A 15,066-nucleotide genomic window follows, 5' to 3' on the forward strand; every position below is an offset into this window, starting at 1 on the left:
CGAGCCGTGGGCCCCAAAGCGTTCACAAACCCCCTCTCCGAGATCACTACACGCCTAAGGGAGAAGCTAGAATAATCAGGGTCTTGAACTTCTCATACCCACAAGAACTTAAATGCGCGAGACACCATGGAGGCAAAACGTGATTCTAGCTGTGATCTAACCTTATTTGAGGATCGCTTTTCGACGTCTCAGACCCCGGCGCGATGCGCGAAATCTCGAGCGTCAAGCTGGCTGGTGCTTACTCGCCAGCCCTCCAGGACCACCACGCGGTCCAGGTCTGGCTCAGCAGGAGCTTGGCGCTCATCCCCTTGACTGCTCGGGGCAACATAGGAGGGGTCGCGGTCTTCGAAGTCGAGGGGAGGGCTGTGAGCTTCACGACCCTCCTGGAGCACCCGGGGGCTTCGAGGAGCCTCTACATCGGAAGCGAGACAGCCTCCCCGAACCGAGTCAAAGTGTTCGACGCAGACAGCTTCAAACAGGTAGCTGCTAAAGGGCTTCTACGGGGTCGAGATCTAGAAAAGGGGTGTGAGGCCGTAGTCTTCCGCGCCTATGCCGTGATGCAGAGGTTCTCATCCTACTCTTCAGGGGGGCATGACGTCGACGGTTGGGATCATCAGCCCCTAAAGGTGGTTAAGGTGGAGAGGGGTTTCATCTCTCACGGTTACAGTCGCGACCGTGGCAGTGGAAGTGAGGAAAGTGGGCTGCAGTAAGGATACCTATGCACTTCCTTTAACCCCGCCGCGTTGTCTGAGCTCTCCAACCCAGTTCAATGGGATTACGCAGAACTCTCCACAGGTGATCGTCAAGCCGCTAACACCTTGCTCATCGAGCCGGAGAGCCGGGCAGTTAAATAGGTAAGCGCACCGCTGGGGCTTCGCGAGCGTAGGCGACGTTCGAGTCCGTGGTGACTACCGCCGCGTTCAGCCGCTTAGCCAGGGCGAGGAGGTAGCAGTCCGCTAGCGAGAGTTTCTGCCAGTGCTTCAGCTTCAGCGCAGCTGCCTCAAGCGTGAGCTGCTCGTCCACCCCTACGACCTTGACGGGGCTGCGCCTGACCAGCGCGTTCCTCGCCAGCGCAGCTTCCCAGCCGAAAACACGGGCGTAGCTGTAGAGAAACTCTGCCAGGTTCACTTCGCAAACGTAGACCGCGTAGCCGCGCTCGTAAGCTGCTTCAACGTACTTCCTCGCATCCTCCCTGCCGGCGAAGTAGAGAGCGAGGACCCCGGCGTCAAGCACGAAACTCTTTCTCAAGCTCCTCCCTCCTCGCCTCGGAGATCAGCTTGACCACTTCGAGAGCTTTCTCGCCGTCGATGCCGAACGCTCTCCTCAGATCCAGAGGAGTGAGCAGCCGCACCCCGCTCTCATCCACGACAAGGTCTATGTAGGAGCCCTCAGCGATGCCTAGCCTCCTCCTGACAGCCGCGGGGATCACAATGATCCCTTTGCGGTGCACTTTAACCCTATACCTCTCAACCACGGGAAAAGTTAAACACATCCACTGATAAGTTTAACGTTAAACCAAGCTTCGAGTCCCCGCACGTGGGCCCTGTCACAGTGGAAACGGCAATCCGTGCTGTTCTGGTGAGGGCGATGAAGCTAGATGCTCACGTGTGGACTCACGCTGTAGGCTCGCTTGCCGCTGAGCCCGCGTGGTAGTTTCACTCTTCTCCCGCGACGGTAGAAAAACCCGGGTCCAGCGGGACTGCCTGCCCGCGTTCCAGCTTAGCTTGAGCGTCAGGGATTGTGCACAGCTACTCCACGCTGCCACCAGGGAGGTTGTCGGCCCACCTAGTTTGCAGCGCTCTTGCTGAGGAGGCTGGAGAACAAGGTGAGGTATCGGCCCACGTGCTTAGTAATCACGAAGTTTTGCCTCACGTGCTCTCTGCCGGCATCTCCCAGCTTCCTCCTGAGCTCCTCGCTCTTTAGCAGAAGTAAAGCCCTTTCTGCCAGCTCCTCCACGCTCCACGCTGTGAGCCCGGTGACCCCGTCTAGAACCTGCTTCTTCACCCCGCCGACAGGCCTCGCGACGACCGGGACCTTCTTCCAAAGCATCTCAGTCACCGCGAGGCCGAAGCCCTCTCTGGTGGCTGTGTGGAGCCCCACCGTGGTCGCCCTCTGGAAAGCGTTCACTTCTAAGTCTCGGACTCCAATCGCATCAGTTAGTATGTGGATTGAGGGGTCGCCGGCAACGTACTCGAGAACTTTCTCGTAGAACAACGCGCCCTCCGGGTCGTCTCTGGCCATCGAGGATATGAGAAGCAGCTGGACGTCCGGCATGCTCTTCTTCAGGGTTCTCGCCACGTCTATTGCTGCGAACACGTCCTTCCACGGGTCAAATCTCGCAACCTTCGCCAGCGTCGGCTTGCTCGGATCCACGCCGAACCTCGAAAGCACCCTCTCCACATCGCTCCGCTCCAGCTCCCGGTTTTTGTCGCTGAGAGGGTCGATGCTCGGCGGCGAGACGTAGGCGCGGTCCGCGAACTCCGGCTTCACGTACTCTTCGCTGTGCACAATCACGGCGCTGTAGTAGGGTAGAAGGGTTGACACGCGATTCCAGAAGTTGGGGTTTGGAGCATGGATATCGATATGGCACCTCCAGACCCATACACCCTTCCCGCGCCTGAAAAGGGGGAGAGCCATGGGCTGTGGATCGTGAACGAGCACAATGTCCGCGTCGAGGTTAAGAATCTCTGCATTGTACTCGTTCCAGCGGAGGTAGGTTCTCCAATCGCTCTCGCTGAGTGAAAGCCTCACGTCGCCCTGAAGCCCATTATGCATCTTCTTGGTCACCTGGAAGAACTCGTCCTCAGCTTCCAAAACCTCCCAGTAGGCGTCGAGACCTAGAGACCGCATCAGCGGAACCATGCTGTGCAGGATTTCCGCAACTCCACCGCCATAGGCTGTCGAATTCACGTGTACGATGCTGACGCCCTTCAGTCTCTCTGCAAGCTGCTGAAGCTCCTCGATGTCGCGCAAGCCGACAGCGGGGATGTACTCCTCAACTTTTCTCGAGTACCTGGGCTGCGCGCGGATTTCTACCACCTTTCTGTGAAAGTTGAGCGCAATATTTATATATAGCGATCACGATAAAAGTCCGATGAGCGAGAAACAACAGCGGTTGTTACCACTGGCCGCGATAGCGCTTGCCGTCGTGTCGCTTGTAGTTAGCGCGTACGTCTTGTTGACGGTAACAAGCATTGAGGGGCAGATTGCGGCTTTGGGGATCTCTATCGGCGAGCTCAGGAGAGAGATCGACGCGCTCTCCACTCGAGTCAGCAGACTTGAAGGAGCTGCCGGAGCCCCGCCACCCGCACCCTCCGCTCCCGCTAAGGTCAAGCTGGTTGTGATCGGGCCTTGGGCTGGAAAGGAGGCAGAGTACTTCGATGCTGTGATCAAGGAGTACGTGAGAACGCATCCCAACGTGGAAATCGAGTACAGGACCATGCGAGCAGAGGATGTTGCGGCGATAATGCCGGTTCAGTTCGCAGCCGGTTTAGCTCCCGGAGACGTGATCTTCGGGTGGGCTTGGTTCATCGCGAAAATGGGTAAGGAAGGGCACCTCGTTGACTTGACCGGCGTGATCAACGAGAAAGAGTACGTGCCCGGCATCGTGGACGCGGTGAAAGCGGACGGGAGAGTGTGGGGCGCTCCCTTCACGATGTGGCTTAAGCCGGGCTTCTGGTATAGGAAGTCATTCTTCGAGAAGAACGGGCTGAGCGAGCCGAAATCCTACAGCGAGTTCGTCGCGCTACTGAGCAAGATCAAGGGTATTCCGGGGGTGAAAAACCCGATCGCGACTGGTGACGGCGTCGGCTGGCCGATGAGCGACGTCACAGAGCACTTTATAATCGCGTACGGAGGGCCTCAGGTTCAGCTGGATCTCATCACGGGCAAGGTCAGGTTCACCGATCCCGTAGTAAGGAGCGTGTTCGTCGACAAGCTTGTCCCGCTGCTGAGAGAGCGCTTCTTCAGCGAACCGATCGAGTGGACTACAGCTATACCGAAGTGGTGGGCTGGCGAGTACGGGCTCTACTTCATGGGTACTTGGATCACCGGCATGGTGGACGATCCCAACGACCTCGACTTCTTCCCACTACCTGAGGCAAAGGGAGTGGTCGGAGGAGCCGATTACTGCTTCATCCCCAAGTACTCTAAGAACGTTGAGGCTGCCCTCGACTTCGTTAAGTGGCTAGCTACCGAAGGTCAGGGAGTTCACGCGAGCGTTCCGTCCGGAAAAGTTCCAACGTGGACGAAGATCCCGGTTGAAAGGCTCTGGAAGCCGATGCAGTCCGTGTACACGAAGATTGCTGGCCGCGGGCTCGCAATCCTCCCCGACCTCGACGACTCCATCGGTGGCGACTGGCAGAAGCTGTTCTGGGACCAGCTGAAGCTGCTGTGGGTTGACCCCGGCAGAGTGGATGCCGTGCTCTCAACCCTCGAGAGAGCCCAGCCGAAGCCTTAGGTAAAGAAGTGAGGGTGAAAAAATAAGAGAAAGTTTCTTTACCAAGATTACTCGGTGGGGGTTTTTGCCTTCCGGAACCTTTAGGGACCTGGTAGTCCTGCTCGGGCTGCCTCTTGCGGTGCTGTCCATCTGGGTGTTATACCCCATAGCGGCGACAGTCGTTATCAGCTTATCCTCGAGCAGTGGGCTTACCCTAGATAACTACGTGGGAGTTCTGAGCGAGCAGATACCGCTAAAGGCACTGGTGCTGCTAGACCCAGGACCCTACCCGCCCTGGGGCGCTCTAGTTCACAACGCTGTCTGGATTCTCATAGCAGTTCCCGCGGTTGTCTTCCTCGGGCTCGTGATCGCGTATCTGATCCGTGACGTGCCCGGCTCGAGCGTGATCGCCGGTGTGGTATTCATCGGCATGGTGCTTCCAGGCGTGGTGAGCGGTCTAGTGATCCGCTTCATGTTCGACGGCGATATCGGGATATTTCCGAAGATTTTCAGCGCACTAGGCATCCCGTCCTTCTCGAAAACGTGGACGATCTACCCGCAGACCTCCCTGCTAGCTTTAATCCTAGGCTCTATCTGGTTGTGGCTGGGCTTCAGCGTGACGCTTTACCTCGCGGGGCTTGAATCGATCCCCAAAAGCGTGATCGAAGCTGCAGTGATCGACGGGGCTTCGGACTGGGAGATCTTCGCCAAGGTAGTGGCGCCGCAGCTGAAGCCAGTGATGCTCGTCGTCGCGCTCATGACTATCATGTGGGTGCTCAAGATCTTCGACATCGTGTACGTGGTGACGGGAGGCGGTCCCGGGGGCTCCTCAACGGTTCTCGCGCTAGTAATGTACAACTACTTCGCGGCAGCGCTGGAGTATGGGAAAGCGTCCGCGGTCGCGGTGTTCCTAGCTCTCATCACGCTCATCCCCGCTGCTTGGTACGTTAGAACCCTTCTCAGGGGTGAGCAGGCGTGAAGAGGACTCAGCCGATGAAACTCGCTAAAACCCTACTGCTCTGGCTATTCGCCGCGCTCTGGCTCCTACCTTTCGCCGCACTCATCGTCATGTCGGTTAAACCGTACACCGAAGTTATCCTGCAGGGGTGGTGGACGCTCAGCGGAAGCTACTCGCTGAAGAACTACGCCGAAGTGCTCTTCAACCCCTGGTACGACTTCGCCTTAGGATTCCGAAACTCTCTCACGATAGCAGCGCTCAGCACTATGCTACCCGTAGCCCTGGCTGCGATGATGGCCTACACACTCACGTACATTCCCCTAAGGTACAGGACGGCTCTCTTCATCGCTATCCTCTTCATGATGTCAGTCCCGCAGCAGATGGTAGTCATCCCGCTCTTCATCCTCTACTCCAGAGTAGGCCTGCTCGACCAGCTCCTCGGCCTAATCCTCCTTCACAGCGCTTGGGGGACGCCGTGGATCACCTTCTTTATGAGGAACTACTTCCGACTAATCCCAACCAGCCTAGTAGAAGCAGCTAGGATCGACGGGGCCTCCGAGCTCACCATCTTGTGGAGGATCCTGATCCCCGTGAGCTTGCCGGCCCTACTAGCAGCCTCAGCAATCCAGTTCACGTGGGTCTGGGGAGACTTCTTCTACGCGCTCGTCTTCCTACCCTCTCCTTCCAACTACGTGGTCACCCAGAGACTCGCCCTGCTAAAGGGGGAGTACCACATCGACTGGGGTCTCCTCAGCGCTGGCTCGATCATAGCTATGCTCCCTCCCCTGCTCGTCTACGTACTTCTGAGAAGGTTCTACATCAGGGGCTTCGTCGGCTGGGGCGTCAAGGGCTAGCTCGCCCGAAAAGCTGTGATTGCTAAGCCTCGCACCTGAGCCTAAAAACCTTCCCTTCTATATCCTCGGATAAAGTGCCGATCCAGCCTACCCTAACAGCACCCCCGCTGGACGACTGGATCAGGAGAGACATGACCACCCCCTTCCCGTTCTCAAGGAACGCGGATACCCCTCCAGAGACCCTGGTAGGGGCACCGCTACGCCTGTCCACGCCTTCTACTACGACCTGTAGATTGGGGCAGCGAAGCTTCTCCAGCTCCCGGATCAACCAGATGCAAGTCGTCATCAACTCCTCTCCAGCTGTGAGCGTGAAAGTTTTCCTCTCCTCGCTCACTCTCCAAAGGGCGTGGTAGAAGAAGTCGTTAAGCACCCTCATGAGCCCTGTGCCTGTGATCTCGAGCGCTGAAGTCTCACTCACGAGAAGACCCACGGAGGAATCAACTACGAGAACCGGCATCACAGGCACCCCCCTCACGCAAACGGAGGCCGAAGGGATCTTGAGGATAGCACTCGGAGGCTCACCGTAGGAGACAACGGCGATAGCCCTTCTCGGCTTTAGCCCGGAGAGCCTAGCCAGCGAGGGAGCTAGCTGCTCGAGAAAGCGCGGGTCGCCAGCAAGTAGCACGTCGAGCTGAGCACCCTCAATAATCCTCCGAGCCCTGTTCACGATCTCCCTCCTGTTCCTCAGAAGCTTTACCCCCTCCCCTCCCCCCTCCACCCGGCGGTAGCGCTCCTCCAGAGCCCTCACAACAGCATCCTTGCTGCGCTGTAGCTTCAGCACAGTCGAGCTGTAGAGGATGTCTACAGCTACTCGCGGGTCCACGGCGCGGTAGCGCCTAGGCTTTTCAAGAATTATTTCCACAAGCCCCCTGCTCGCCAGCGACTCCAGCGTGCTGTAAACCCTAGGCTGTGGTATGCCTGTAAGCCTCACGATCTCGGAAGCTGTCCTGGCGCTGCCGTCCGCGAGAGCTACGTATACTCTCGCCTCGTAGGGAGTAAGCCCTAAATCCTCGAGAGCTCTCCACGCGTCTTCTAGCTCTGCGAAATTCACGCATAAATGCTGAACACCATGTAGATAAGTTATTTGAGCCATGCTCGAGAGCTCTACTAGCCGTATCGCGTAGCTCATCTCGGTAAAAGTACAGAGGGTGGTTTCCGAGCACTTTCTGCTCCAGCGACCGGTAGCCACACCCACTTTCCCAAGCTCTTCGCACAATAAAAGCCATCCAGCTAGCTTTGCAGGCAACCTACCTCGCTCTGCAGAGTGCCAAGCCGTGAGCCGGCGCAGCGGTCGGGTAGGAGGGTTCATAAAACCGGGATCGTGTACCTTTCCAGGACTTCCTCGAACTCTTCGCGGAGCATCCTCATGGCCTTTGGGAGGAAGCGCATGATCGCCGATGCTGTGACGCCGTCTTCTCCGAGAGCCTCGGCTGCGAGGTCGCCCGCGAGGCCGTGCACGAAGACCCCCATCCGGGCTGCTTCGACGATGCCGAGCCCGAGGCCGTACATCGCGGCAATCGTGCCGGTGAGCACGTCGCCCGAGCCTGCGGTCGCCATGCCGGGGTTACCGGTGAGGTTCACGTACACGCGCCCGTCAGGCGTGCCGATGAGCGTGTGAGCACCCTTAAGAACGATGACTGCGTTGAAGTCTGCGGCCGCGCGGCGCAGGACAGAGACCTTATCCTTCTTCACTTCCTCGACGGAGAGGCCTGTGAGGCGGGACATCTCGCCGAGGTGGGGGGTGAGGATGGTGGGCGCTTCCCTGGACTTCACGCACTCCGGCTTCCTCGCTACCGCGGTGATGCCGTCGCCGTCCACGATGACGGGCTTGCTCACCTTCGACACGAGGTCGGCTGCGAGCCTCAAGGTCTCCTCGCTCGTGGAGAGGCCGGGGCCCACAGCCACGATGTCCGACTGCTCCGCCAGCTCGAGCAGCCTGTGTAGGTTGCTGTACGCGATGCTCCCGCTCGGCGTCTCCTCCAGCGGGATGTACACGACCTCGCTGCCCCTCGAGCCCAGGTGGGGGACGATGCTCCTCACGGTAGCGAGCCGGGAGTAGCCTCCGCCCGCCTTCAGGAAGCTCATAGACGCGAGGTAGGGCGCCCCGAGGTAGCCGGCAGCCCCAGCGACGAAGAGCGCTTTCCCGTAGTCCCCCTTGTGCGTGTCAGGCCTCCTGGGGGGCAGGGGCAACGGGTCGTTCGTCTCCACCTTGATCCTCTCGTCCTCCAGGAGCTGCGGCGGGTAGGAGAGCCGGGCCACGCAGAGGAGCCCGCTGTGCTCCGCGCCCGGGTAGATGAGGTTGCCCAGCTTCGGGAGCCCGCACGCGACAGTGTAGTCTGCGCTCACCGCAACCCCCAGCACCTGCCCCGTGTCCGCGTCGATGCCCGAGGGTACGTCGACGCTGACCACTAGAGCTCCGGACTCGTTGATGAGCTCAACCACGCGCTTGTAGAGCCCCTCCAGCGGCCGCTTGAGGCCCACTCCGAACAGCGCGTCCACGACGGCATCCGCCTCCGCGAGGCTCCCGGCAAGCTCCTCAAGGCTCTCCTCGCTCACCCAGCGGGCAGGGATGCCGGCTCTACGCACCCTCTCCAGGTTCAGCCTGGTGAGCTCGGCGAGCCTACCCTCCTCTCCCACCACGAAAACCTCGACTTCAGCCCCCATGCTGTGCAGAACGCGAGCAGCTACGAGGCCGTCGCCACCGTTGTGCCCGGGACCCGCGACGACAACGACCAGCGAGCCCGCAGCCCCGAGAACGTTCTCGATGAGCCGCGCAACCGCAGCGCCCGCGTGCTCCATGAGGATCTCGCTCGTCAAACCGTAGAGCTCGGCAGCCTCCCTGTCGATCCTCCGGATATCCTCAGCGCTGGCGACTTTCACGTGCAGCCTACACGGCGTCTCTATAAAAAGTGTGTGAGCACGCTAGCCCAGCAGCCACCCTGCAGCCCGCCTCAGAGCGCTTTCAGCAAGTCGCGGGGAAACTGCCGCGAAAACCCTCCAAGCACTCGAGCTTCCAGCGGCGCTACCAGGCAGCCCCACACCGCTCAGGGCAGCTGAACGCAGCTCTCGCTTTTCAGTATACTTACGCCAGTGCTGCGTAAGCACTTAGCGTGGCGAAGAAAGCGATCGCATTGGAGGTTACTGCGTTCTCGCCGAAGAGGGGGATGGGCTATAGGATCGTGAAAGAGGCTGGTCGAGCTCGAGGAGGGCTCGGGCAGGGGGCTTGGGGTGAGCTGGCTTTTTACTCCCACTCGATCGTTGCTGGCGGCTTGTGCGTTATATCGTACACGACTCTGGTGACTTCAGGTATCTCGTTAGTTATCCTGGTTGATATTCTCTCGAGCACCTCGTAGGGGACTTTCGCGAAGCTGGCGGTCATGCCCTCTCGGCTCTCGACGATCCTCACCGCTACGACGTAGCCGTAGGCTCTCGCGTCGCCCTTGACGCCGGTGCTTCTCGTGTTCGTTAGGACCGCGAAGTACTGCCACAAGCGCTCTCCCAGCCCGCTCCTCTCGATCTCCTCCCTCACGATCCTGTCGGCTTTCCTGACGATCTCAACCTTCTCCCTGGTTACTTCGCCTATGACTCTCACGGCGAGGCCCGGGCCGGGGAAAGGCTGCCTGTGGACCAGCTCCCTGGGTAGGCCGAGGATCTCGGCGATCTTCCTGACCTCGTCCTTGTAGAGGTCCCGCAGCGGCTCAACGATCTTCTTGAACTTGATGCGCTCGGGGAGGCCTGCCACGTTGTGGTGGGTTTTTATCCTGTCCGAGAGCTTCCTGAAGCCGGACTCGATCCTATCCGGGTAGATTGTCCCCTGGATCAGGCACTCCGCTCCAACCTCCCTCGCCACCTCCTCGAAGACCCTGATGAACTCCTCGCCGATGATCTTCCTCTTCTCCTCCGGGTCGACCACGCCTTCAAGCCTCTTGAAGAAGCGGTCCTGGGCGTTCACCACCACGAGCTTGACCCCCATCGCCTCGAAGAGTTTCTTCACCTCTTCGGGCTCGCCTTCGCGCATGAAACCGGTGTCGACGAAAACCGCGGTGAGCTTATCCCCTAAAGCTCTCGCCGCTAGAGCTGCAGCTACGCTGGAGTCGACGCCCCCGCTCAAAGCGATGATCGCCTTGCTCTCGCCGACCTCCGCTCTCACCTCTTCGACCAGCTGGTCTACGACGTGCTCCATCCTCCAGGTGGCTTCGCACCCGCACACCTCGAAGAGGAAGTTCCTTATCATCTGAGCACCTTTATCCGTGTGGCTCACCTCCGGGTGCCACTGCAAGCCGTAGATCGGCTTCTCCTTGTGCCTGAAAGCGGCGACAGGGGTGTTCTCAGAGTGGGCTAGAACCTCGTAGCCCTCAGGAACCTCGAAGACAACGTCGCCGTGGCTCATCCAAACCCTCTCCCTCCTCTCCAGCCCCTTCAGCACCCCTACAGGCTTGTCGATCGTAACGTACGTCGCACCGTACTCCTTCTTCTCAGCGGGGCCAACCCTCCCTCCAGCGATGCGGGCCAGCAGCTGGTGGCCGTAGCAGATGCCTAGAACCGGCAGGCCCAGCTCCAGAATCCTGGCGTCGATCCCAGGAGCGCCCTCGTCCAAGACGCTGGCAGGCCCCCCGGAAAGCACTATCCCCTTGACGTTGAACCGAGCGCTCAAAGACTCTATCTCCTCCACCCCTACATCGTGGGGGAGGATCTCCGAGTAGACTCCCTGCTCCCTCACCTGCCTCGCTATGAGGTGGGAGTACTGGCTCCCGAAGTCTAGAACCAGCACGGCGTCGTGGCGCCTCATGCCCACGCCCAAGCTCGTCGAGCACTGAAGCCTATTAAGCAATCTCGCAATCCTGAAGCTGAAAGCAGTGTGCAAGCTCTACGGGAGCGCCAGCCGCTCGCGAGCCTCGCCCGCCACGCCCAGGGGGCTTGAAGAAAGCTACTAGGCTCGCCGCGGGCGTAGCCTCGCGTTGCCGCGCCTAGGCGTGGCGCGCTTATGAAAGCTTTAATGCTTAGGCGCAGCATGCTCTAGGGGGCGAGGTGGCGGACAAGAATATCGAGGAAGGGCTGCGCTGGCTCGACCAGGCGGAAGCCGACCTCAAGACCGCTAAGGATTGCCTTAAGGACGGCAACTACTACGCGGCAGCATTCTTCTCGCAGCAGGCGGCCGAGAAGGCTCTCGAGGGCTTCCTCTACTCGAAGGGCTACAGAGCGCTGCTAACACACTCGGTGCTGGACTTAGTGGGCGAGGCTTCAAAGCTTGAAAGCGGGTTCGGGAGGTTTACGGACTTCGCTAGGGAGCTGGATAGGCACTACATAGGCTCAAGGTACCCGAACTTCTACCCGTCTGGCGCCCCCTACAGGTACTATACGGCTGAGGTGGCTGAGAGGTGCGTGTACTACGCAGAATCGATCTTAGTAGAAGTGAGGAGGTTCTTGCGAAAGTAGAGAAGTACAAGGAGGCTATCGTCAGGAGGCTGAAGCCGAAGAAGATCATCCTCTTCGGCTCTTTCGCTAGAGGCGACTACAGCGAGGCCTCCGACATCGACTTGATCGTCGTAGCGGACTGGAGCGAGCCGTTCCTCGACAGGATCAAGGTGCTGCTGGAGCTGAACGACCAGTTGCTGCCCGTAGAGCCCATCGGCTACACTGAAGAGGAGATCAGGAGAATGGTCGAGAGCGGGAACCCCTTCATACTGAAGGTCCTGGAAGAAGGCGTAGTAATCTACGAGGAAGGTCGCCCCACCGAGAATGAGTAAGCCGGACAAGCGCAGAGCCCTAGAGATTCTTGGCAGAGAAGCCGGCGGCTTTTTCTGGAAAAACCCAGCAACCCCTCGTGCGAATCTCCTTTTCGAACTCTACCTGCGAGCACCTGCTAGCGAACTTCAGAAAACCTGAACTTCAGAAAACCTATCTCTCCAGAGGCTCTAGCCTGACGTGCTACTAGAGGGAGTAAGGCGGAGTGCGGCCGCCCTCCTTGTCTGGGCGTACTAAAGCGTCAAAGATATCCTCGTAGTTAGAGGACAAGCTTGTCTTCGTTCTCCAAGAAACTATGGGAAGAGGGGGAGGATTTCTTACCTTGGCACTCTAAGCTTAGCTTAACAGTTGAAGACGCGCAGCGAGCAGCCTTGAAAGAGTTAAAACGCAGGAACCTTCTTCCTTAAGGCTGGGGCCAGCACCCGGATGCGGCTCCACCACCCCTTGAAGCAAAGCCGGCTAGCTTTTCCCAAGCTAGAAAACGCAAGAGAATAGATGATTGACATGGTATGGTTACAGTTGAGATAAGTAGAACAGCTCTGACTCATCATGTGCTCTACAGCTTCGGGAATTTAATTTGAGCCGATAGCTGTAGATGGACTCAGCGAGTACCGCTGCTCTCCAATCCTTCAGCGCTAGAGAGTTTCCGGCTTGATGCGCGTTAGCCCGGGCACCTTTTCATAGGCTTTGTCGAAAGAAATTATTTTACCATCTAGGTTCAGCGCGGTCGCGGCGTAATGTGAGTCAAAGAAAGATAGGTTGAGCGTCTGCCTCAAGTACACGCTCGTAAGCGCTACGTCAGGTGTCAGCGGCACGTATTCTACGTTCGGTAGCGCAGCTAGAGCAGCTAAGTCCTTCAGGAGCCTACCCTCCCTCTTCTCGCTCCTGTAGATGAGTTCCATCTCGAGTAGGCTGATGCTCGAAATCTCTACGCGGAGTTCGCCCCTCCTAAGCTTCTCGAATATCCTTTCGGCATTTTCGTGGTTTGGGTCGTACTCGTTCAAGTACGCGAAAATTACGTCGTTCTCCAGCAGGGGCATGAAGCATCATCTCCGTGCTTCCTCTTCAGCGATAAGCTCGGCTTGCTTCCTCAGCTCTTTAAACGGCTTCTTAGTGTTGAACGCGCCGTGGAGTGCTTCAAACGGGTCTGAGGGTATGGGGACTACTTTGAGATGATCTCCGGCATTTATGACCAGCACCTTCTTCCCAATGCCAAGGGATACTCTAACCCGCTTCGGGATCGTCAAACGACCCTTGCTGTCGAGCTCCAGTATGCTCATCCCACCTCAATAGCATCGAGCTCAGAATGTGGGATTTAAACTTTTATCGCTTTTCATTGGACACCGGGTTCATGCACGAAGGCGAGACCGGAGCGGCAAAGGCAGAACCTAAGCATTCGTTTACTGCCTTGTGCGCTTTCGAGAGGAGAGCCTAGCCATGAGCGTATAGAGTGTAGAGAGGTTCCCCGAGCCGAGCCCAGCGTACCCGACTGTGTGGATAAAGCTTGCTGCACTCACGTTAACGTGCGCCGGGCGTTTAATGCAGGATCGACCGCTACCTAATGAATGGTTCCTTCGGAAATGACTTTAAATGTGCGTCGGCGAGATGAGCTGTGTATATCTTGCAGAGGTCTTCGAGAAGCTTAAGGTTCATCGTGCTCATCCTGCTAGCCGCCGCCACCCTATCTGCTGCCTCCTGGATCTTCTTCTCGTCTAACCTCTCCGAAAGTCGAGAGGTGCCGCTAGCTGAGGAGCAGGATCAGACTACGCTCTCTCAGAGTCGAGAGTGGCAAGCCATCCCGCTTGGCGCGGTGCCGGTCGCTAACCCTCTAAAGGGTTTTATCCCGTTCGTTGAAACAGCTCGAGACCTCGGAGAGCTGGCACCTATTCCCTACATGATGGAGTTCGCAATTATCCCTGTGAATAGCGTAGTTAAGTGCAGCGGATCAGCGTACTACTTCGACTTCACCTACCTGGAAAATCTTCTCGATGAGGTTGCGGACCGCGGGCACCAGGTGGTACTCCGCTTCTACTTTGACTACCCTAGTCTTCCGTCGGGCATCCCTCAGTGCCTGATCGAGGAGGGATTGAGGGTGAGAGTGTACGAGGATTACGGCGGCGGCTTATCGCCGGACTACGACGACCCTCGCTTGGTGAAGCTTATGGTGGAGCTCATCCGGGAGCTGGGGTTGAGGTATGACGGTGACCCTAGGATAGCGTTCATCCAGGTTGGGCTTCTAGGCTTTTGGGGAGAGTGGCACACGTACCCGCACATCGAGTGGTTCGCCAGCGAAGAAACGCAGCGGGTCGTGCTGGAAGCATACGATCGATACTTCAACACGACGAGGCTTCAAGTCCGCTACCCGAGCGAGGTGACAGGGGGTTATAACGTGGGCTTCCACGACGATTCCTTCGCTTACGCTACGCTGGGAGAAGTAGAATGGTACTTCTACAATCTGCTCCGCAGGTCTGGGTTGACTGATAGGTGGAAAACCGAGCCGATTGGGGGCGAGGTCCGCCCGGAGATCCAGGCAGATGTCTTCAGTAGGGTAGACCTTTTTGAGCACTTCATGCAGTGCATTGAGGCTACGCGCACCAGCTACCTGCTCATGGACCAGCTCTTCTACCACCCATACACTCCGGCAGAGCTGCGCAGGGCAGCTGAAGCATCCCAGAAGATGGGCTACGTATTCGCCGCTCTCTACGCCTCTGTCGAGCCTCTCCCAGGTGATTCCGTGGTTGTGCACGTTGTGGTGAAGAACTTCGGCGTAGCCCCCTTCTACTACAGCTGGCCGGTGGAGTTCGGCATTGTCACAGCTGACGGGGAGGCGGTCTACGCAGAAGCGAGCAGGAACACGGTTGCAGGGATACTGCCCAACGAGACTGTCGTCTGGTCGCACATGCTCCACAACGTCTCCCGCTACTGCGGCGAGGGGCGCTACTTCGCCATAAGAGTCCCGAACCCGCTACCCAAGGGTATGCCCGTCATGTTTGCGAACGAAAAGCAGCTGCCTAGCGGCTGGCTCCTCCTGATCGAGTGCGGGCGGCACAGTGAGCGCCACTAGCAAGCGA

At 58.4% G+C, this 15,066-nt stretch carries 14 protein-coding genes and 1 pseudogene; 7 read left to right on the forward strand and 8 right to left on the reverse strand.

Annotation, left to right across the window (positions count from 1 at the left end):
* Positions 1 to 185 precede the first annotated feature (185 nt).
* Positions 186 to 710, forward strand: a pseudogene (locus tag QXU72_04390) (beta-propeller domain-containing protein).
* 136 nt (positions 711 to 846) lie between these two features.
* On the opposite strand, the gene QXU72_04395 reads toward QXU72_04390, so the two are convergent.
* From QXU72_04395 to QXU72_04405, 3 genes are all read right to left on the reverse strand, one after another.
* On the reverse strand, positions 847 to 1,248 hold the full coding sequence (locus QXU72_04395) for a type II toxin-antitoxin system VapC family toxin (protein ID MEM0494498.1): 402 nt from the start codon (positions 1,246 to 1,248) through the stop codon (positions 847 to 849).
* Positions 1,226 to 1,474 (reverse strand): AbrB/MazE/SpoVT family DNA-binding domain-containing protein, encoded by a 249-nt coding sequence (locus QXU72_04400; GenBank protein MEM0494499.1) that lies wholly within the window; start codon positions 1,472 to 1,474, stop codon positions 1,226 to 1,228. The genes QXU72_04395 and QXU72_04400 overlap by 23 nt, the downstream gene beginning before the upstream one ends.
* A 311-nt stretch (positions 1,475 to 1,785) precedes the next feature.
* On the reverse strand, positions 1,786 to 3,039 hold the full coding sequence (locus QXU72_04405) for a glycosyltransferase (GenBank protein MEM0494500.1): 1,254 nt from the start codon (positions 3,037 to 3,039) through the stop codon (positions 1,786 to 1,788).
* Positions 3,040 to 3,094: 55 nt separating this feature from the next.
* Between QXU72_04405 and QXU72_04410 the strand changes: the two genes are divergently transcribed.
* The 3 genes from QXU72_04410 (at position 3,095) to QXU72_04420 (ending at position 6,250) form a co-directional block, all read left to right on the forward strand.
* A complete protein-coding gene (locus QXU72_04410; protein ID MEM0494501.1) occupies positions 3,095 to 4,459 on the forward strand; it encodes an ABC transporter substrate-binding protein in 1,365 nt (454 codons plus the stop codon).
* Between the two features lie 64 nt (positions 4,460 to 4,523).
* A complete protein-coding gene (locus QXU72_04415; protein MEM0494502.1) occupies positions 4,524 to 5,417 on the forward strand; it encodes a sugar ABC transporter permease in 894 nt (297 codons plus the stop codon).
* Positions 5,414 to 6,250 carry a carbohydrate ABC transporter permease gene (locus tag QXU72_04420; GenBank protein MEM0494503.1) on the forward strand — a complete coding sequence of 279 codons (837 nt, stop codon included), beginning with the start codon at positions 5,414 to 5,416 and terminating at the stop codon, positions 6,248 to 6,250. The genes QXU72_04415 and QXU72_04420 overlap by 4 nt, the downstream gene beginning before the upstream one ends.
* A 22-nt stretch (positions 6,251 to 6,272) precedes the next feature.
* Here the strand turns inward: QXU72_04420 and QXU72_04425 are convergent, their stop codons facing one another.
* The 3 genes from QXU72_04425 to guaA all read right to left on the reverse strand — a co-directional run bounded on the left by QXU72_04425 (position 6,273) and on the right by guaA (position 11,045).
* Positions 6,273 to 7,301 carry a TrmB family transcriptional regulator sugar-binding domain-containing protein gene (locus tag QXU72_04425; GenBank protein MEM0494504.1) on the reverse strand — a complete coding sequence of 343 codons (1,029 nt, stop codon included), beginning with the start codon at positions 7,299 to 7,301 and terminating at the stop codon, positions 6,273 to 6,275.
* 254 nt (positions 7,302 to 7,555) lie between these two features.
* Positions 7,556 to 9,130, reverse strand: a complete 1,575-nt coding sequence (locus QXU72_04430; protein MEM0494505.1) for an NAD(P)H-hydrate dehydratase — start codon at positions 9,128 to 9,130, stop codon at positions 7,556 to 7,558.
* Between the two features lie 361 nt (positions 9,131 to 9,491).
* Positions 9,492 to 11,045 carry a glutamine-hydrolyzing GMP synthase gene (gene guaA / locus QXU72_04435; GenBank protein MEM0494506.1) on the reverse strand — a complete coding sequence of 518 codons (1,554 nt, stop codon included), beginning with the start codon at positions 11,043 to 11,045 and terminating at the stop codon, positions 9,492 to 9,494.
* Positions 11,046 to 11,278: 233 nt separating this feature from the next.
* Between guaA and QXU72_04440 the strand changes: the two genes are divergently transcribed.
* Entirely contained in the window at positions 11,279 to 11,686 is a 408-nt protein-coding gene (locus QXU72_04440) for a HEPN domain-containing protein (protein MEM0494507.1), read from the forward strand.
* The gene (locus QXU72_04445) at positions 11,629 to 11,997 is read left to right on the forward strand and encodes a nucleotidyltransferase domain-containing protein (protein MEM0494508.1); all 369 of its coding nucleotides are present in this window, start codon (positions 11,629 to 11,631) and stop codon (positions 11,995 to 11,997) included. The genes QXU72_04440 and QXU72_04445 overlap by 58 nt, the downstream gene beginning before the upstream one ends.
* Positions 11,998 to 12,630: 633 nt before the next feature.
* Here the strand turns inward: QXU72_04445 and QXU72_04450 are convergent.
* Both QXU72_04450 and QXU72_04455 read right to left on the reverse strand, forming a co-directional pair.
* Entirely contained in the window at positions 12,631 to 13,035 is a 405-nt protein-coding gene (locus QXU72_04450; GenBank protein MEM0494509.1) for a PIN domain-containing protein, read from the reverse strand.
* Between the two features lie 6 nt (positions 13,036 to 13,041).
* Positions 13,042 to 13,275: a hypothetical protein gene (locus QXU72_04455; protein MEM0494510.1), complete on the reverse strand. Its 234-nt coding sequence runs from the start codon at positions 13,273 to 13,275 to the stop codon at positions 13,042 to 13,044.
* 341 nt (positions 13,276 to 13,616) lie between these two features.
* On the opposite strand from QXU72_04455, the gene QXU72_04460 reads away from it, so the two are divergent.
* Positions 13,617 to 15,059, forward strand: a complete 1,443-nt coding sequence (locus tag QXU72_04460) for a hypothetical protein (GenBank protein ID MEM0494511.1) — start codon at positions 13,617 to 13,619, stop codon at positions 15,057 to 15,059.
* The last annotated feature ends 7 nt before the right edge of the window (positions 15,060 to 15,066 follow it).

This window comes from Thermofilum sp., from assembly GCA_038741495.1.
Lineage (GTDB): Archaea > Thermoproteota > Thermoprotei > Thermofilales > Thermofilaceae > Thermofilum.

Excerpts from the sequence above, each read along its gene's own strand:
- QXU72_04455 (MEM0494510.1), bottom strand. The coding sequence starts at position 13,275 with ATGAGCATACTGGAGCTCGACAGCAAGGGTCGTTTGACGATCCCGAAG.
- QXU72_04410 (MEM0494501.1), top strand. The coding sequence starts at position 3,095 with ATGAGCGAGAAACAACAGCGGTTGTTACCACTGGCCGCGATAGCGCTT.
- QXU72_04450 (MEM0494509.1), bottom strand. The coding sequence starts at position 13,035 with ATGCCCCTGCTGGAGAACGACGTAATTTTCGCGTACTTGAACGAGTAC.